The organism is Winogradskyella sp. SYSU M77433 (genome assembly GCF_029911945.1).
In the GTDB taxonomy this organism is placed as follows: Bacteria; Bacteroidota; Bacteroidia; order Flavobacteriales; family Flavobacteriaceae; genus Winogradskyella.
In genome coordinates this window covers 14071-31986 of sequence record NZ_JARYTG010000006.1, presented here as the reverse complement: position 1 = coordinate 31986, position 17916 = coordinate 14071, and the positions used below count along the sequence as shown (strand labels likewise).

Sequence of the window (17916 nt, the reverse complement as noted above, 5' to 3'; positions counted from 1 at the left end):
TGTTTATTTTGTCATTCCGCACTCGATGCGGAATCTTATTATTTATATGAGATTGCCACGCTACGCTCGCAATGACACTATTCTTGTATACTAACCTTATAATTTATTCCATAAGTTTTGGTAAGGTTATCATCATTAAAAATATCTTTCGTTGGTCCTGTCGCAATTTTTTTCACGTTCAAAAAGGTTACCCAATCAAAATATTCAGGTACGGTTTGAAGATCGTGATGCACTACAATAACCGTTTTTCCTGCTTTTCGTAAGGCCTTTAAAATATTGATAATGGCGATTTCGGTTGAAGCATCTACACCTTGGAACGGTTCGTCCATAAAATAAATAGACGCATTTTGTACTAATGCGCGTGCTAAGAAAATACGCTGTTGTTGCCCACCTGAAAGTTGACTGATTTGTCGATTTTTAAAAGCAAGCATACCAACTTTTTCAAGAGCTTCAAGCGATGCTTTTTTCTCTTTTTGGCCAGGTCTTTTAATCCAGCCAAGCGCTCCATAAGTTCCCATCATTACCACATCGAGTGCTGTTGTTGGAAAATCCCAATCAACACTGCCTTTTTGAGGTACGTAAGCAACTAATCTACGTTGTTTTTCATAGGATTTGCCATAAATATTAACGCTTCCGGCAATGGGTTTTAAGATACCTAAAATAGATTTTATGAGTGTTGATTTTCCTGCTCCGTTAGGGCCAACAATAGCCATTAAAACCCCTTCTGGAATTTCTAAATCAATATCCCAAAGCACTGGCTTATAATTATAAGCAACAGTTAAATCGTCTACCTTAACAGCTATTTTAGGTTTGTTTGATTCCATTACCTTGTGTGTTATTGAAGTAACGAATTAACGATAGTCTTTATATTGTATCTATACATACCAAGGTATGTGCCTTCTCGTGTACCAGCATCACCTAAGGCGTCAGAATATAGTGTACCGCCTATTTTTACTTCATGACCTTTAGATTTTACGGCTTCTTGCAAAGCTTCAATGGTGCGTTTTGGCACTGAGCTTTCAATAAAAATAGCTTTCACTTTATTTTCAATAATAAAAGCAGATAACTTTTGTACGTCTTGTACACCAGCTTCGGTAGCAGTAGATAAGCCTTGTAACCCTATAACGTTAAAATTAAAAGTTTTACCAAAGTAATTAAATGCATCGTGAGCAGTTATCAAAATACGCTCATCTACAGGTAAAGCACTCACAACATCTTCAACGTCGCTCAGAAGTTTGTCTAAATCCATTTGATACTTTTGCTCATTGTCTAAATAAAACTGAGCATTTTTCGGATCTTTTTCAGCTAATGTTTCAGCCACTTTTTCAGCGAAAATTTTAAAGTATTCAATATTAAACCACACATGAGGATCATAGTTAGAAGAAAAATATTCAGAACTGATGAGACCTCTCTTGTTTATTGCTTCAGCCAATGCTACTTGGGTTTTGTTTTGCTTTTCCATTTTTTCGAAAACTTCAACAAGTTTACCCTCAAGATGCAAGCCATTGTAGAAAATAATATCCGCATTAACGAGTTTAGATACATCGCCTTCACTCGCTTTATAAAGATGTGGATCAACTCCAGAACCCATTAATCCTTGAACATTAACCTTGTCTCCACCAATATTTTTAACCAAATCGGTGATCATAGTTGTGGTAGTTACAATGTTGAGTTTATCATCCTTTTTAGGTTCATCTTTACAGCTAAAAAGTGTTGCAATTAGTAATATGAGTACGTATGCTTTTTTCATGTTTTTATATTTTAATGTGAAAGTACTAAAATTCATTTATTAATTGAGTTTATAACGCAGACCTAAAAACAATCTAGCTCCTTGATTTGGACCATAGACATAAGAGGGGTCGAAAGTTAAAGCATAAGGATTATCTGCAGTTGGAATAACATTACCCTCAAAATCAAACTGTATATTTTCATCGAAAGGGTCATTTGCTCTGGCAATTATAAAAGGATTTCCTTTGTTTGGCGTCCAGTTCAGTAGGTTCTTTACACCACCATAAATTTCGAAATCATCAAATTTATCATATGTGAGTTGAATGTTTTGAATGCTCCAAGTTGGCGAGTATTCTTGCCTTGGATCTAATTCTCCTAAAAGAGGCAATCGCATTGGTCCATAGATATTACCAGTATAATCTAGGGTTAAATGTGTTGGATAATGTTTATATGTAAAAGACCAAACTCCCGAAAAGCGTTCCGTAAGAATCTGCTTTTTGGTTTCACCATTTTCTGTTTGAGAAACATCTTGATAAGTTCCACCAATTGATGCAGAAATTCCACTTCCAAAAATAGCATCTATATTAAAGCTAAGACCTGTTGAAGTGGAATATCCATCAAGATTATCATAAATAATTTGATTTGGGTTGGTGTCATAATCTGGTATGATGGCATTAGTGAAATAGGTATACCATGCCGAAGTATCAAACGTAAAGAGCATACCGTTTTTTAGGTAGAGTTTCTTTAAGTAATTGATATTAATGTTGTAGGATTCCTCAGGATCTAATGTCTCTTCAATAATCACATCTCTTGCTCCTGTTAATGCAGCATGTTCTTCTGTAAATAGATTGACGACTCTAAAGCCAGTGCCAGCATTTAGCCTAATGATATCATCTTCTGTAGGTTTAAAACGATAAGCAATTCGAGGTGTAAAAATATTTCCGTGTCTGCTGTCATAATCATAACGCATCCCTAAAAGCAAACTTTGCTTTTTAGTAAAACCAATTTCATCTTGAATGAATAGTGATGGTATTGTAACTTCATCTGCATTTAATGTAGCTGTGGTGTTATCATTATAATAATTGTAGCGTAGGGAAGTTCCAATAAGTAAATCGTGTTTACTTGTTTTTTTATCCCAAATAAGTTGGCCAAAACCAATACGTTGTTGTGCTAAGTATGGTGTGTCGCCATATACTGAATTTTGATCGTGATCGGAATACGAAAATTGAAAATTCACTTTTTCAGTAATAGGGAGCTGGTAGTTTCCTAAGATTTCAAAGCGAGAGGTGTAAATACTTTCTCCATAAACTTCGTTACCTCCTCTATAGCTTGGGTTCCAATGCATTTCACCTCCCCAACGATCTTCATAAAAATAGCGACCTGCTATTGAGAATTTACGGTTATTAGCACGTTTAAAATCCCATTTCTGAAATATTGATATACGGTCTTGCAGTGTTACATCCGTAAAGTTATCGTTATTATTATCTATTGGGTTGTTGTAATTAAAATAATTAGCGCCAAAAAGTACCGTTGCTTTTTTACCAATTCTTGATTTAAGACCAACATCAAGATTAACTTCTCCCCAACCAGATACAAAACCATCTGCAAAAAACCGTGGAGCATTTTCTGGAAGTTTGGTGATGATGTTAATGAGTCCGCCAACAGCTTCACTTCCGTACAATGATGAGGCAGGTCCTTTTACAATTTCAACTTGTTCAATGAGGGAATTAGGAATTCCAGAAAGACCATATACCGTTGATAGTCCACTCACAATAGGCATTCCGTCTATCATTACCAATGTGTAAGGTCCTTCTAAACCGTTAATATGAATATCGCCCGCATTACAGACATTACAGTTGAGTTGCGGACGAACACCGTTAACATTTTGTAAAGCTTCAAAAATATTGGGTGTGGGATTCTTTTTTAGAAATGTTGGAGAGTAAACTTCAACGGGAACAGGACTTTCTAAACGCGATACGGGTTTTAAGGTTCCTGTGATTATCACTTCGTTTAAAGAAGCACTCTGACTAAGATTGAAATTAATTGTAACATCACCATCTGAAATTTTAACCGTTCTTTTTTGTACAATAAAGCCAGTAAAAGAAGCTACAACAGAGTATTTACCTGCTTCTAAATTTGAAATTAAAAATGTTCCGTTTTCGTCTGTGACAGTTCCTTTTGTTGTGTTTTCAATATAAATATTTGCATAGGGTAGTGGTTGCCCCTCAGAAAACACTTGTCCTTTTAGACTGTATTTTGATTGAGCTAAGAGCTTTGAAGTTATTAGTATAAAAAGCAGCACTATTAGCCTCATGTAATTTTAAATCTTATACAAAATTAAAATAAAATTTAGATTAGTCTAAAAATATATTTAAAAATATAAGTTTACTATATTTACCTTCTACAAAACAATCATGATTACACTAACAGAAGAAAACTATATTAAAGCGATTTATCACATTGGCGATAATGGTAAATTATCTGTAAAAACCAATGCAATAGCAGAAGCTATGAACACCAAAGCGTCTTCTGTTACAGATATGATAAAGAAGTTGTCGGATAAAAACTATGCAGATTATAAAAAATATCAAGGTGTTACATTAACTGAAAATGGTAAGCGTGTTGCCATAAATATTATTAGAAAGCATAGGCTTTGGGAGGTGTTTCTGGTTGAAAAGTTGAATTTTACTTGGGATGAGGTTCATGAAGTTGCTGAACATTTAGAACATATAAAATCCGATAAACTTGTTGATGAGCTCGATGCATTTTTGGAGCATCCTACTCACGATCCTCATGGTGATCCAATACCAGACAAGGATGGTAATTTTCATCATATTGATAAAATTGTACTTGCCAAGGCTGAGGTTGGAGAAACCTATAAATGTGTTGGAGTAGATGATACCTCCACAGCTTTTCTTCAGTATTTAGATAGTAATAATATTGCCTTAGGAACAATAATCACTGTGAAACATAAAGAGCCCTATGATAATTCTGTAAAAATTTCATTAGAACATTATGAGATAGTCGTTTCTCAAAGTGTAGCTAAAAACTTATATCTCAAAAAGGTGTAATAAAGTTTTTTTAAGTGAAAGGAATCTAAAAATTGTGCGACAAATGGAATTTGTATTTAACCACTTATCCAAAACTAACCAATGAAAAATCTTTATCTGTTTATCGTAGTACTGATCTTATTTACCAATTGTAACGAGCAACCAGAAAAAAATAAAACTCAAAAGCAACAGATATCTAAAGAATTGACTTGGTTACAAAAAACCGAAAAAGCACATAAAAAAGAGAGCTTTCTAGCTCATGACGCTATTGCTTTGGACATGACAGTTAACTTTGGCGGAAATGAACGTTTGAATGGCAGAATGACCTTTTTAACCAATTCAACCAAAGGAAAAATTGAATTAAAAGATGGAACTGCTATTTATTTTGATGGTTCAAAAGTGTTTCATTCGCCAGATTTAAAAAATGAAAAGGCAGCACGTTTTGATGCCTATACTTGGATGTATTTTTTACTATTTCCTTCTAAGGTTGGTGATGATGGTGCAGTTTTAAAAGATTTGGTTCAGCTGCAATTAAATGATGTGGCTTACAATGCACAGCATTTATCCTTTAAAGGAGATGTTGGTGATGCGCCAGACGATTGGTATGTCATTTACAGCAATCCTGAAACTAACTTAATTGACTATGCTGGTTATATCGTAACGGCTAATAAATCTTTAGAAGCAGCAGAAGCAGATCCGCATGCTATTGGTTATGAAGATTATAAATCTATAGAAGGCATTCCAGTACCACACAGTTGGAAATACTACGAATGGACTAAAGAAAAAGGTCTTGGTAAAGAAATTGGTTTTGCGAACTTAAGCAATGTTGAATTTGTTGATGTCGATGCTACAACCTTTGCTATTCCTGAAGGGTTTTTAGAGAAATAAAAAGCTACTTATTTGTTTTATTAATTAAAGATTTTAAAACAAAAATTAAAATTAGCTCAACACCAATGCAAAAAATAGCATGAAGTATAGTTAAATTAAAAACAACTATAACTATAATTCCTGACACAGCTAAACCTAAGTAAAAAGTTAAACCAGCTAATAAATCACTGAAGAAATCAGATGGACTTGATTTATAGTCAAGAAAATAGCCAATAAGAATTAGAATTAATGACATCCACAGTCATCAGTTCCACAAGATTTGCTTGAGGCTTTCTTCGGCTTCCAGATAAATTTTCTAACCAAAAACCCAACAGCAATTAATAATGCTGTAAATACTAAGCTATTTTGAATTATTGTGTTCATCTTCTATATTAATATTTGGTAAGCTGCTAAAGCTACAATATAAGCAAAACCACTCATAACAACAAGTTGATACATAGGCCATTTCCATGAGTTGGTCTCTCGTTTTACAATAGCTAAAGTACTCATGCATTGCATCGCAAAAGCATAAAATAAAAGTAAAGATATACCCGAAGCAAAGTTAAATAATGGCCCTCCAAGTATTGGGTTAACTTCGCCAGCCATTCTATTTTTAATAGTATCTTCTTCATCACTACCAACACTATAAATGGTTGCTAATGTTCCTACAAAAACTTCTCTAGCAGCAAAAGAGCTCACAATAGCAATACCTATTTTCCAATCGTAACCCAAAGGTCTTATGGCAGGTTCAATGGCTCTTCCTGTTATTCCTATAAAAGAATGTTCTAGTTTATATGAGGCTACTTTTTGTTCAAGTTCTTCTTCAGAAAGATTATCAGACGCATATTGTTCTGTAACAATTTCTTCTGCATTATTGAAATCATCACCAGGACCATAAGACGCTAAAAACCAAAGTACAATAGAAATAGCTAAAATGATTTTTCCAGCTCCAAAAATGAAAGCTTTTGTCTTTTCTAAGACTGTAAGTGCTACATTTTTTACCAATGGCACTTTGTAATTAGGCATTTCTACTACAAAGAATGATTTACTTTTAATTTTTAGAACCTTATTTAATATCCAAGCAGAACCTACAGCAGCTCCAAATCCAATTAAGTAGAGTAGCATTAAGGTTAAAGCTTGATAACTTAAGCCTAAAAATCGTCCTTCAGGAATAACTAAAGCAATAATTATAAGGTACACAGGAAGCCTTGCAGAACAGGTTGTAAATGGTGTTACCAAAATAGTGATCAGACGTTCTTTCCAACTTTCAATATTTCGGGTTGCCATAATTGCGGGAATGGCACAAGCTGTACCGGAAATTAATGGTACAACACTTTTACCGCTGAGGCCAAACCGTCGCATAATTCGGTCCATTAAAAACACCACACGACTCATGTAACCACTTTCTTCTAAAATTGAAATGAATAGAAAAAGAAATGCTATTTGTGGTATGAATATTACAATACCACCAAGTCCAGGAATAATACCTTCGGCTACTAAATTAGTAAAAGCTCCTTCTGGCATTACACTTTTGGTCCATTCGCTGAGTGAAGCAAATGTACTATCTATAAAATCCATTGGTACACTAGACCAATCGTAAATTGCTTGAAAAATTGTAAGTAGAATTACTGCAAAAATTAAATAGCCCCAAACTTTGTGAGTAATAATTCTATCTAATTTAATGCGTAAATCTTTGGCCGATTTAAGGTCTATGGTTTGTCCTTTCTTCAGCGTATCGTTTATAAACTGATAACGTCTGATAGTTTCTTTTTGCTGAAGACGTTTTAAATCACTTTTAGGTTTAGTCTTAAAATCGGCAACAGCATCAATAGTATTTCTATCTGTTTTACCGAAGTTAACATCTTGGGTAATAACCAACCAAAGCTTGTAAAGTAACTGGTTAGGAAAAGCCTTTCTTAAATTGTCAAAATATGGTTCATCTATAGAAGAAGCATTAAGACAAGGTTCTGTAGATAAATCTTTATAGTTAGTAATGAGTTCTTTTAGTTCATCAATACCATGCTTTTTTCTTGTGCTTACAAGTGCAATTTTGGTTTCTAATTGCTGTTCTAAATAATCAATATCTAAAGAAATACCTTTGTAAGCCATACGATCAGCCATGTTAATGACCAGTATGGTTGGTATTTCTAAATCCTTAATCTGAGTAAAGAGTAAGAGGTTACGCTTTAGGTTTTCAACATCACTAACAACAACCGCTACATCAGGAAAATCCTTATCATTTCTGTTAAGTAATAATTCAATAACTACGTTTTCATCGAGCGAAGACGCATTAAGGCTGTATGTACCTGGTAAATCAATAATATGTGCTTTAACACCACGAGGTAGCTTACAAATACCTTCCTTTTTTTCAACTGTAATACCAGGATAATTCCCGACTTTTTGATTAAGTCCGGTAAGGGCATTAAAAACAGATGTTTTGCCGGTATTAGGGTTTCCTATTAAAGCTACATTAATCTGCTTACTCATCTAGATGGTTTCAATTAGTATATGAATCGCTGTTTCTTTGCGTATGGCAAGGTGAGAGCCATTAATGTTTAAATACATTGGATCCGCAAACGGAGCGACTTGCACAAGTTCTACAGCATTGCCAGGTAAACAACCCATTTCCAAAAGTTTAAGAGGAATATGAATTGAAGACACATCTTTAATAATGCCTTGTTGTCCGCGTTTTAAATCTGCTAAAGTCAATTGCGCTTATTTAGAATAGTTTTAAAGAAGCAAAAGTAAGGTAAAATTTTAAGGCTTTAAAACCTTTGTAAAATTTTTAAGATTAGTCTTCTTTCTTTAAAATGGCAATATCTTTAAGAAGTTGGTCAATATCTTCAGGATTGGTACCATCGTAAAAGCCTCTAATCTGACGTTTTTTGTCAATGAGCATAAAGTTTTCGGTATGAATCATATCATATTCATCACCATTACCATCGGTCTTTACAGCGAGATAACTTTTTCTAGCAAGCTCGTAGATTTGTTTTTTATCTCCCGTGACTAAATTCCATTTTCTGTCTATAACTCCTTTTTCAGTGGCATATTTTCTAAGTTGCGCCACACTATCTATTTTAGGTGTTACAGAATGAGATAAGAGCATTACTTCGTCATCACTCAGAATTTTTTTCTGTATTTCGAACATATGATCTGTCATAATAGGACAAATAGTTTGGCAGGTGGTAAAAAAGAAATCGGCCACGTAGATTTTATCCTCGTAAGTATCTTGAGTGATGGTTTCTCCGTTTTGATTTATCAGCTCAAAATCGGCAATCTTGTGATATTTTTTTTGGTATTGAATAGTGCTATCTACCAATTCTTCACTAACCATGGCTGGTTGATAAATAGGGAGCGGTTTTTTAACATTAAGAATGTTATAGATAATTAGGATTATTATAGTTGAAAGGACAAAAAAGAAAATTCCAAACTTTTTGTAGCCTTTAAAAAATGTTAGAAGTGACATTATTGTAATATGAGTAATTTAAATGCAAAAGTACAATGCAATAGAAACAAAATCAGTATTTTTAACAATAAAAATTAAGCTATGAGACCTTATTTATTAGGCTTTTTGATATGTTTTACACTATCATCTTATGCTCAGGATTATAAAAAGAATCTTGAAGACATTAGAGCCATGGAGGCAAAATCGGCAAGGCAGTTAATGATGACTCCAAAAAATTTAAATACCGGAAATTATGATGTTAAGTACCACAGGTTAGAGTTGAATGTAGATCCTTCTCAAACATCAATTTCAGGAGATGTAACTACTTATTTCGTTGCAAAAGAAGATTTAAGTGAAATAACCTTTGACCTTTCAGACAATATGTTGGTTTCTCAAGTTACAAAACAAGGCAATAGTTTGGCATTCTCACAAAACACCGATGATGAATTAGTAATTACTTTGCCAGCAATACAAAACCAAGGAGTTTTAGATTCATTGACCGTAAGTTACTCAGGTAACCCTATTAGTTCTGGCTTTGGTTCTTATGAGCAAAGTACACATAATGGAGATCCAATAATTTGGACGTTATCTGAACCTTACGGAGCTAAAGGTTGGTGGCCTTGTAAGCAAGATTTGAATGATAAAATAGACTCTATAGATGTTTATTTAAATACTCCGAGATTTAATCCTTCAAGTGAAGATTATGTTGCAGTGTCAAATGGCTTAGAACTTAGTCAGACTATACAAGGAGATGATAAGATTACACGTTATAAACACCGTTACCCAATTCCTGCATATTTAATAGCTATAGCCATTACAAATTATGAAATCTACACGCATCAAGTTCCCAATAACGGGAATCCTTTTGATATTGTAAACTATGTTTATCCTGAAAGTTTAACTAATGCTCAAACAGATACTCAGGTAACCGTAGATATTATGAATTTATTTACCAATTTGTTTGAAGAATATCCTTTTGCCGATGAAAAATATGGCCACGCACAGTTTGGTTGGGGTGGAGGCATGGAGCATACAACCGTTTCTTTTATGGGTTCATTTAATAGAAACTTAATTTCTCACGAGTTGGCACATCAATGGTTTGGAAATAAAATAACTTGCGGTAGTTGGAAAGATATTTGGTTAAACGAAGGCTTTGCTACCTATATGTCTGGTTTGGTTATAGAAGATTTTGATGGAGACACCTCTTTTGATATTTGGAAACAACAGCGAGTAAATTCTATAACGTCTCTACCTGATGGGGCAGTGTATTTATCGGACCAAGATACGTTAAGCGTTAACAGAATTTTCAGTAGTAGGTTAAGTTATAATAAAGGAGCTATGGTGTTGCATATGCTCAGAAAAAAGTTAGGTGATGCTAATTTTTATCAAGGACTTCAAGATTATTTGGTGGATCCTGATTTAGCTTTTGATTATGCAAAAACTGAGGATTTTCAAGATGTTATGGAGGTTTCTTCTGGTGTGGACTTAGATGAATTTTTTAATGATTGGGTTTATAATGAAGGATATCCAAGTTATACTGTAAACTGGAACCAAAGTGGAAATCAAGTGCAGCTATCGTTGTCTCAACTTCAAAGTCATACTTCTGTAAGCTTTTTTGAAGCAGGAGTGCCCATTAGATTGATGGGTACAATGGGAGAAAGTTTAGATCTTGTTTTGGATAATACAGAAAACAATCAACAATTTACCGAGACGGTTAATTTTACAGTTCAAGAGGTTTTGTTTGATCCAAGAACGGATTTGATATCTAAGAATAATACCGTTTCATTAAGTATTCCAAACTACAATTTGGGTGCAATAGCAATTTATCCTAACCCTACAAACAGTATACTTCATATTGATAAACCTGAAAATTTAGAGATAAATGCCCTTAAAGTATACAACAATTTGGGGCAGTTATTATGGCAAAGCAAAGCGGTGTCTCAAATAGACTTATCTGGTTTTGATTCAGGTGTTTTCATCTTACAAATTCAAACAAACGATAAAGTTCTAAACCATCAATTTATTAAAAATTAAGGTTCTAAAATCTATTTGTTTTCTAAATGATGTGAAAAGATTACTTTTGTCAATCGAAATTCGAAAATGATTACATGGAATTTATAATAAAGATATCTCAATTTTTACTCAGCTTATCGTTACTAATTGTGTTACATGAGTTAGGGCATTTTATACCAGCTAAACTTTTTAAAACGAAAGTTGAAAAATTTTACCTCTTTTTTGATGTCAAATATTCTCTCTTTAAGAAGAAAATAGGCGAAACCGTTTACGGTATAGGATGGTTGCCTTTAGGTGGTTATGTGAAAATTGCCGGAATGATAGACGAGAGCATGGACAAAGAGCAAATGGCAAAACCACCACAACCATGGGAATTCCGTAGCAAACCAGCTTGGCAACGTCTTATTATAATGTTGGGTGGTGTTACCGTAAACTTTATTTTAGCATACTTTATATATGTTGGTATTTCGTTTACCTATGGTGATAAAGACTACACAATTGATAGTTTAGAAGGTGGTTACTACATAGAGAATCCTTTGCTTTTAGATTTAGGATTTAAAACAGGCGACAAAATTATTGAAGTCAATAATGAGCCTGTAAAATCACATACAGATGTTACTAAAAGTTTAATTTCAGCAGAAGAATTTACTATAGAGCGTAATGGAACTACAAAGAAGATAAACTTACCTGAAGACTTTTTAGGGCAGCTTTCTTCTAGAAAAAACAGATCTAGTCTTTTTAGTGTACGTGTACCTTTTATGGTTGCTGAAATTAATGACACTATGCAAAACAAAGGTGTAGACCTAAAACCTGGAGATGTATTGGTTGCTATTAATGGTAGGGATTTAAAATATTTTGATCAATTAGAACCAACATTAGAAAATTATAAAAACCAAACGGTATCAGCGACTTTTTTAAGAGACTCAGAAACCATTCAAAGAGATTTAAAAGTAAATGCTAATGGGAAAATAGGCATATTCCCAGCCTACTCTGAAGAAAAGTTTGAAGAACTAGGTTATTTTGAAGTTACCAGAAAAGAATACTCTTTTATTGAAAGTTTTGGTGGTGGAGCTGATAAGTTTGTAGATCAGGTTGCTGGTTATTTTGAACAATTAAAAGCTATCTTCAATCCAAAAACAGGGGCTTACAAAGGCCTTGGCGGTTTTAAAGCTATTTACGATATTTTTCCAGACTTCTGGAGTTGGGAAGCATTCTGGACGCTTACAGCATTTCTTTCAATAATGTTAGCCATTTTAAATTTACTGCCAATTCCGGCGTTAGATGGTGGTCACGTTATGTTTTTACTCTACGAGATGATATCTGGTCGTAAACCAAGCGAAAAGTTCTTAGAACGCGCCCAATTAGTAGGTTTTATTATTTTAATAGCATTGGTATTATTTGCTAACGGAAACGATATTTTTAAAGCCGTTACCAACTAAAAAATTTACCGGAAAAAAATTGCGTTTCGTTTGGTAGAGAATAAAAAAATAATTTATATTTGCGCTCGCTAAAGCGAAAACAACCTTCCTCAGTAGCTCAGTTGGTTAGAGCATCTGACTGTTAATCAGAGGGTCACTGGTTCGAGCCCAGTCTGAGGAGCAAAAAAATCCCATCAAAATTGATGGGATTTTTTGTTTTACCTGTTTTTTCTTTGAAAAATTTTTTTTCTATAGAAGGTATGTGTATTCCAAATGTACTGTAATCGGTTTCTTTTAATATTTCAATAATAAGCTCAAGTCACTAAATAAAAAAAACCTCATCCAATTCAGATGAGGTTTTTTGTTTTTTTATGATTAAGCTTCGCAGCTTACACATTCTTTTTTCTGTTTGAATTTTTGAGCCGCATTCATGCTATGCTGATAGTACAAGGACTTTAAGCCTAACTTCCATGCTGTAACATGTATATTGTTTATTTCTTTAACTGGCATATCTGGATGCACAATAATGTTTACAGATTGGCCTTGGTCAATGAACTCTTGTCTTGCAGCAGCTTGGTAGATAATATCTAGCTGATCAATCTCCGAGTAGGTTCTAAATACTGCTTTTTCTTCTTCTGTTAAGAATTCAAGGTGTTGTACAGAACCATCCATATCTCTAACGCTTCTCCAAACTTCAGTTGTGTTTTGTCCTTTTTCTTCTAATAAAGCTTCTAAGAAAGGATTTTTAATCGTTGTTTTAATCTTAGCAATATCCTTTACATAAATGTTAGACCATATTGGCTCAATACCTTGAGAAACTTGTCCTAAAATAAACGCAGAAGACGTTGTTGGTGCAATAGCATTTAAAGTTGCATTTCTACGACCATAACCTTCTAAAACTTTAGGCTCACCAAATTTTTCAGCTAATTCTTCAGAGGCTTTATATGAACGATCTTTAATAGTTTTGAAGATTTCACGGTTAAGGTTGAACGCTTCTTGGCTATCAAAAGCATGCATTTTAGACTGTAATAAAGAATGCCATCCAAGAACACCTAAACCTAAAGCTCTGTTATCTTTTGCAAAGTTATAAGCACGCTCCATGAATAGGAATGTTTGACGATCATCTCTGTTATCTGAATCACGATAAACTTCTAATTTCTCAATAAATTCAGTGATTACTGCATCTAAGAAGTAAATCATTGTTTCTACAGCATCAGTATTTTTCCACTTGTCATAGTGTAATACATTGATACTAGAAAGTACACAAACAAAAGACCAATCATCATTTGATGGTAACATGATTTCTGTACATAAGTTACTAGCGTGAATCCTATGATCTTTATCCTTGTAAACTCCAGGTTTACCATCGTTAGCATTGTCAGTGAAGAATATGTATGGATAACCCATTTCTCCACGACTTTGTAATACTTTAGCCCAAGTTGTACGTTTGTCAACATCACCAGCAATCATATCTTCCATCCACTTGCTAGTTACAGTAACACCATGCGTTAATTGTTGAATTGGATTACCTTCAGTACCAATTTCTAAAAATTCTTTAATATCTGGATGTTCAATAGGTAAATAAGGGGAAAAACGACCACGACGAACAGAACCTTGGCTTACGACATCTACCATAGATTCAAACAACTGCATAATATGAACAGCACCAGAAGCTTGACCATTGTTTTTTACAGGCGCACCTCTATGACGAATTTTTCCAAAAAATCCAGATGTACCACCACCAAGCTTAGACATCATACCAACTTCAGACTGTGTATAAAGAATATTACCCATGTCATCATCAATATGAGAACCAAAACAACTAATTGGTAAACCACGTTCCTTACCAAAGTTAGACCAAACAGGCGAAGCTAAAGAGAAAAACCCTTCAGACATATAGTGGTAAAATTTATCAGAATAACCCGGAATTTTAAGGATTTGCTCCGCTCTATCTCCAATTTCTCTAATACGTTGCTTCGGAGTTACACCTTCTGTAAGATATCCAGATTCTAAAAATTTCTGGCTAAATTCATTTAACCATTCAAACCCTCCTTCTTCTTTGCTAGTGTTGGCTAGAAATTCTTTTCTTGCGTTAACTAAAGGGTTAGTAGTAGTTTGTTCTTGTACTTGTGGCTGATCAATAGTTTTGTTCTTCATGGATTTTGTGGATTATTAAAATAAGTCGTCGCTTGTTATACTTTGTGTTCTTTTGCTATAGTTGATAGATCTCTTTACAAAGAAATCACCATGTTTGGTTCCAATAATTTCATCGTCAAACCATTCTGTTTGAGATAATAAATTTTCATCAATATCAAATGCTTTTTCAATACCGATACTTTCTAGAGATTTGTTGAAACGGTTTTTGATAAACTCGTTTACTACTGCTTTTGGTAAGAATTCTAATTCACCATCTTCAAAAATCCAATCTACAATTCTGCTTTCTGCGATGTAAGCATCCTTACACATATCTTGAATAAGTGTGTTGTGATTTTCATCAAACCACTCAGGATTTTCTTCTTTGATAATGTTAATGATGTCTATACCAAAATCTCCATGTATTTGTTCTTCTTTTGAAGTTGCTTCAACAACATTAGAAATACCTTTAAGCATATTCTTGTGCTTGTTGAAAGCCATAATAATTAAGAATTGAGAAAATAGAGACACGTGCTCAATGAACAATGAGAATAATAAAATAGATTCTGAATATTCTCTGTTATCTTCACTCTTAGCATTTTTAAGCGCAGTTTCTAAATACTGCACACGCTTCATTATTACAGGTTTTTTCTTTAACTCTTCAAATTCTTTATTTAATCCTAAGATTTCTAGTAAGTGCGAATAAGCATCATGATGTCTTACCTCACTTTCAGCAAATGTTACACCTACAGATCCTATCTCTGGCTTTGGCATTCTGTGGTGAACATCTCCCCAAAATGTTTTTACAGCAACCTCAATTTGAGAGATGGCTAACATCGTATTTTTTATCGCCGATTTTTCTTTTTCACTTAGGTTTGATTTGAAATCTTGAATATCACTAGTGAAATTAAATTCTGTATGAATCCAGTATGAATGTCGTATCGCAGGAACGTATTCGTAAAGTTGAGGATACTCATACGGTTTTAAATTTACACGCTTCTCAAAGATGTTACTTTTACGACCTAGAGCTTGTTTATTTCTGTAAAGAATATAGGCTTTAGCCACATCATGAAATTCACTTTCCATCAGCTTATCCTCAACAACATCTTGTACCTCCTCTACGGTTGGTAAATAGTCTACATCTTGGTTTTTTCTTGCTAACAAAACATCATGAACGTTGTTTGCAATAAGCTGTGCATCAGTCGCTTCTCCGTGGTTAACGGCTTTCATCGCCTTTAAAATGGCGTTTGTAATTTTACTTAGCTCAAAAGGTTTTTGGCTAAAATTTCTTTTAGTAATGTGCAAAATTTCCATAAACAGAATCGGTTAGAATCAATCAAAAATAAGATTTGATAAAAGTCATAAAATATTCTAAACGAAATGAGGAGATGCCATCTTTGTTCTTAACAATTTATCAACATTGGGATTTTAAATTTTGGGTTAAGATGTGAAAAAACACCCCAAAAAAACATGCTGAAAATTTAGCTTAACAAGTGAAAAAATAGGCCTTAAAAAGGAGTTGTGTAAAGACTTGAAAAAGTGAGAAAAAGACTATTCTAAAGTTCAATTTTTAGACTTAAATTTTAAAGAAAAAAATTAATTGTATTTCTTTTTTAGTTCTTCTAGCATCACTTTTGTCATGGCATCTAAATCAAAATCGTGTTGCCAATTCCAATCTTCTCTTGCAACGCTATCATCAATTGACGAAGGCCAACTATCTGCAATGGCTTGTCTAAAATCGGGATTGTAGGAAATTGAAAATTCAGGCAATAATGATTTAATGCTTTCGTAAATTTCTTTTGGTGTAAATGTAATAGCAGCTAAATTATAAGACGATCTTATAGTCAGTTTTTCGGAAGGTGCTTCCATTAATTCGGTTGTGGCTTTAATAGCATCTTCCATAAACATCATAGGAAGGCTAGTATCTTCAGATAAGAAACATTCATAAGTGCCATTTTTAATAGCCTCGTGATAAATCTCTACCGCATAATCGGTGGTTCCGCCGCCAGGCATTGCTTTGTGACTAATAATTCCTGGATAGCGAATACTTCTTACATCTACATCATATTTGTTATGGTAGTATTCGCACCAACGTTCTCCAACTTGTTTGGTAATACCGTAAACTGTAGTTGGTTCGCAAATGGTGTGTTGTGGAGTATTATTGCTAGGTGTTGTAGGGCCAAATACAGCAATACTACTTGGCCAGAAAATTTTATCAATTACCTTTTGCTTGGCTAAATTAAGGACATGAAATAATGAATTCATGTTAAGATCCCAAGCTTCCATAGGGTATTTTTCGCCAGTAGCACTCAATAGCGCTGCCATTAAATACACTGTTTTCACATTATTGTGAATGCAACAGTCTTTAATTGCATTAAAATTTTTAGCGTCTATGATTTCAAAAAGGCCAGAATTTACTAAGTCTAGATTTCTGGTATTTATGTCACTGGCAATGACATTATCTACACCGTACTTTTCTCTAAGTTTTGTTGTAAGTTCAGTACCTATTTGCCCGCAAGCACCAATGATTAAAATTTTTGAAGACATGACACAATTAAATTTTCAGCAAAAATAATAAGAAATTAAGGTTGTAAAACTTAAAATGTTCAAAAAAAATGACTTTAGAATGCGATATCTTTAATAGGTTTTTATTGAGGACAATACAAGATCAAAATTTTAGTTTAAGTATCTTTACACCTTAAATAAAAAATGAAAATGAAGATTTTTCTAAACGTTTTATGCTTGGCATGTTTATTATTAATCAGTTGTGGAGACGATAAAAATGAAACTGAAGATATTGATGCAGCTAAAAAAGCTCAGCAACAACAGCCACTTATTACTGAAGATGCTATTGAAAAATTTGATTACACGGATTATGCACTCAGTAGTGAAAGTGAAGAACGATTAGAAAATTGGAAAAAATATCAAGAGTTAGCAATACAGATTAGCTATTTAAAGAAAGCTGATTTATCCTTCTTTAATAGCGAAAAAGAGCCTTTAAAGAAATTTTTGGATGAGTTCAATAAGTCAGTTCCTAAAACCCTTAGAACCAATCAAATTTTATCTAGAATTGCCATTCTAGAGACAAACATGCTAAAACTTAACGAAAATCTTAATCTCGATAATATAGAAGATCGTTTAAAGCTGATGGGTGTAAAAGATGTTCTGGAAGCTTTTTCTAATCTTAATTATCAGATTAATAAAAAGTTAGAAAGAGACTTCTACGACAAGATTAAACCTGAGTAATTTTTAAAACTTCATA

General features: G+C 33.6%; 15 protein-coding genes and 1 tRNA gene. 6 read left to right on the top strand and 10 right to left on the bottom strand.

The window, feature by feature from the left end; all coding sequences use genetic code 11:
- Positions 1 to 77: 77 nt before the first annotated feature.
- Genes QGM60_RS12565 through QGM60_RS12555 form a run of 3 tightly spaced genes read right to left on the bottom strand, consistent with a single transcriptional unit; the run spans position 78 to position 4042 of the window.
- A complete protein-coding gene (locus QGM60_RS12565) occupies positions 78 to 824 on the bottom strand; it encodes a metal ABC transporter ATP-binding protein (RefSeq protein WP_281140604.1) in 747 nt (248 codons plus the stop codon).
- A gap of 11 nt (positions 825 to 835) precedes the next feature.
- Positions 836 to 1750 (bottom strand): zinc ABC transporter substrate-binding protein, encoded by a 915-nt coding sequence (locus QGM60_RS12560; RefSeq protein WP_281140603.1) that lies wholly within the window; start codon positions 1748 to 1750, stop codon positions 836 to 838.
- A gap of 39 nt (positions 1751 to 1789) precedes the next feature.
- Positions 1790 to 4042, bottom strand: a complete 2253-nt coding sequence (locus QGM60_RS12555) for a TonB-dependent receptor (RefSeq protein ID WP_281140602.1) — start codon at positions 4040 to 4042, stop codon at positions 1790 to 1792.
- 100 nt (positions 4043 to 4142) lie between these two features.
- Here QGM60_RS12555 and QGM60_RS12550 point away from each other — a divergent pair, with 100 nt between their 5' ends.
- Positions 4143 to 4799, top strand: coding sequence for a metal-dependent transcriptional regulator (locus QGM60_RS12550; protein WP_281140601.1), 657 nt, complete (start codon positions 4143 to 4145; stop codon positions 4797 to 4799).
- A gap of 81 nt (positions 4800 to 4880) precedes the next feature.
- Positions 4881 to 5666, top strand: a complete 786-nt coding sequence (locus QGM60_RS12545; RefSeq protein WP_281140600.1) for a hypothetical protein — start codon at positions 4881 to 4883, stop codon at positions 5664 to 5666.
- 225 nt (positions 5667 to 5891) lie between these two features.
- Here the strand turns inward: QGM60_RS12545 and QGM60_RS12540 are convergent, their stop codons facing one another.
- From QGM60_RS12540 to QGM60_RS12525, 4 genes are all read right to left on the bottom strand, one after another.
- On the bottom strand, positions 5892 to 6029 hold the full coding sequence (locus tag QGM60_RS12540) for a FeoB-associated Cys-rich membrane protein (RefSeq protein WP_281140599.1): 138 nt from the start codon (positions 6027 to 6029) through the stop codon (positions 5892 to 5894).
- 3 nt (positions 6030 to 6032) lie between these two features.
- A complete protein-coding gene (gene feoB / locus QGM60_RS12535; RefSeq protein WP_281140598.1) occupies positions 6033 to 8132 on the bottom strand; it encodes a ferrous iron transport protein B in 2100 nt (699 codons plus the stop codon).
- Positions 8133 to 8354 carry a FeoA family protein gene (locus QGM60_RS12530; protein WP_281140597.1) on the bottom strand — a complete coding sequence of 74 codons (222 nt, stop codon included), beginning with the start codon at positions 8352 to 8354 and terminating at the stop codon, positions 8133 to 8135. It abuts the gene before it with no gap.
- An 82-nt stretch (positions 8355 to 8436) separates the two neighbouring features.
- Complete coding sequence (locus QGM60_RS12525) at positions 8437 to 9111, bottom strand: SCO family protein (RefSeq protein WP_281140596.1); 675 nt, start codon at positions 9109 to 9111, stop codon at positions 8437 to 8439.
- 81 nt (positions 9112 to 9192) lie between these two features.
- On the opposite strand from QGM60_RS12525, the gene QGM60_RS12520 reads away from it, so the two are divergent.
- The 3 genes from QGM60_RS12520 (at position 9193) to QGM60_RS12510 (ending at position 12702) form a co-directional block, all read left to right on the top strand.
- Positions 9193 to 11124, top strand: a complete 1932-nt coding sequence (locus QGM60_RS12520; protein ID WP_281140595.1) for a M1 family aminopeptidase — start codon at positions 9193 to 9195, stop codon at positions 11122 to 11124.
- A gap of 74 nt (positions 11125 to 11198) precedes the next feature.
- Complete coding sequence (rseP, locus tag QGM60_RS12515) at positions 11199 to 12542, top strand: RIP metalloprotease RseP (RefSeq protein ID WP_281140594.1); 1344 nt, start codon at positions 11199 to 11201, stop codon at positions 12540 to 12542.
- Positions 12543 to 12628: 86 nt separating this feature from the next.
- A tRNA-Asn gene (locus QGM60_RS12510) sits at positions 12629 to 12702 on the top strand.
- A gap of 194 nt (positions 12703 to 12896) precedes the next feature.
- On the opposite strand, the gene QGM60_RS12505 is transcribed toward QGM60_RS12510, so the two are convergent.
- From QGM60_RS12505 to QGM60_RS12495, 3 genes are all read right to left on the bottom strand, one after another.
- On the bottom strand, positions 12897 to 14678 hold the full coding sequence (locus tag QGM60_RS12505) for a ribonucleoside-diphosphate reductase subunit alpha (protein ID WP_281140593.1): 1782 nt from the start codon (positions 14676 to 14678) through the stop codon (positions 12897 to 12899).
- A gap of 15 nt (positions 14679 to 14693) precedes the next feature.
- Complete coding sequence (locus QGM60_RS12500) at positions 14694 to 15968, bottom strand: ribonucleotide-diphosphate reductase subunit beta (RefSeq protein WP_281140592.1); 1275 nt, start codon at positions 15966 to 15968, stop codon at positions 14694 to 14696.
- A 282-nt stretch (positions 15969 to 16250) separates the two neighbouring features.
- Entirely contained in the window at positions 16251 to 17201 is a 951-nt protein-coding gene (locus QGM60_RS12495; RefSeq protein WP_281140591.1) for an NAD-dependent epimerase/dehydratase family protein, read from the bottom strand.
- 168 nt (positions 17202 to 17369) lie between these two features.
- On the opposite strand from QGM60_RS12495, the gene QGM60_RS12490 reads away from it, so the two are divergent.
- Positions 17370 to 17900, top strand: coding sequence for a hypothetical protein (locus tag QGM60_RS12490; protein ID WP_281140590.1), 531 nt, complete (start codon positions 17370 to 17372; stop codon positions 17898 to 17900).
- Positions 17901 to 17916: the final 16 nt, after the last annotated feature.

Excerpts from the sequence above, each read along its gene's own strand:
- rseP (WP_281140594.1), top strand. The coding sequence starts at position 11,199 with ATGGAATTTATAATAAAGATATCTCAATTTTTACTCAGCTTATCGTTA.
- QGM60_RS12505 (WP_281140593.1), bottom strand. The coding sequence starts at position 14,678 with ATGAAGAACAAAACTATTGATCAGCCACAAGTACAAGAACAAACTACT.
- QGM60_RS12550 (WP_281140601.1), top strand. The coding sequence starts at position 4,143 with ATGATTACACTAACAGAAGAAAACTATATTAAAGCGATTTATCACATT.
- QGM60_RS12490 (WP_281140590.1), top strand. The coding sequence starts at position 17,370 with ATGAAGATTTTTCTAAACGTTTTATGCTTGGCATGTTTATTATTAATC.
- QGM60_RS12525 (WP_281140596.1), bottom strand. The coding sequence starts at position 9,111 with ATGTCACTTCTAACATTTTTTAAAGGCTACAAAAAGTTTGGAATTTTC.
- QGM60_RS12545 (WP_281140600.1), top strand. The coding sequence starts at position 4,881 with ATGAAAAATCTTTATCTGTTTATCGTAGTACTGATCTTATTTACCAAT.
- feoB (WP_281140598.1), bottom strand. The coding sequence starts at position 8,132 with ATGAGTAAGCAGATTAATGTAGCTTTAATAGGAAACCCTAATACCGGC.
- QGM60_RS12555 (WP_281140602.1), bottom strand. The coding sequence starts at position 4,042 with ATGAGGCTAATAGTGCTGCTTTTTATACTAATAACTTCAAAGCTCTTA.
- QGM60_RS12560 (WP_281140603.1), bottom strand. The coding sequence starts at position 1,750 with ATGAAAAAAGCATACGTACTCATATTACTAATTGCAACACTTTTTAGC.
- QGM60_RS12500 (WP_281140592.1), bottom strand. The coding sequence starts at position 15,968 with ATGGAAATTTTGCACATTACTAAAAGAAATTTTAGCCAAAAACCTTTT.
- QGM60_RS12520 (WP_281140595.1), top strand. The coding sequence starts at position 9,193 with ATGAGACCTTATTTATTAGGCTTTTTGATATGTTTTACACTATCATCT.
- QGM60_RS12495 (WP_281140591.1), bottom strand. The coding sequence starts at position 17,201 with ATGTCTTCAAAAATTTTAATCATTGGTGCTTGCGGGCAAATAGGTACT.
- QGM60_RS12540 (WP_281140599.1), bottom strand. The coding sequence starts at position 6,029 with ATGAACACAATAATTCAAAATAGCTTAGTATTTACAGCATTATTAATT.
- QGM60_RS12565 (WP_281140604.1), bottom strand. The coding sequence starts at position 824 with ATGGAATCAAACAAACCTAAAATAGCTGTTAAGGTAGACGATTTAACT.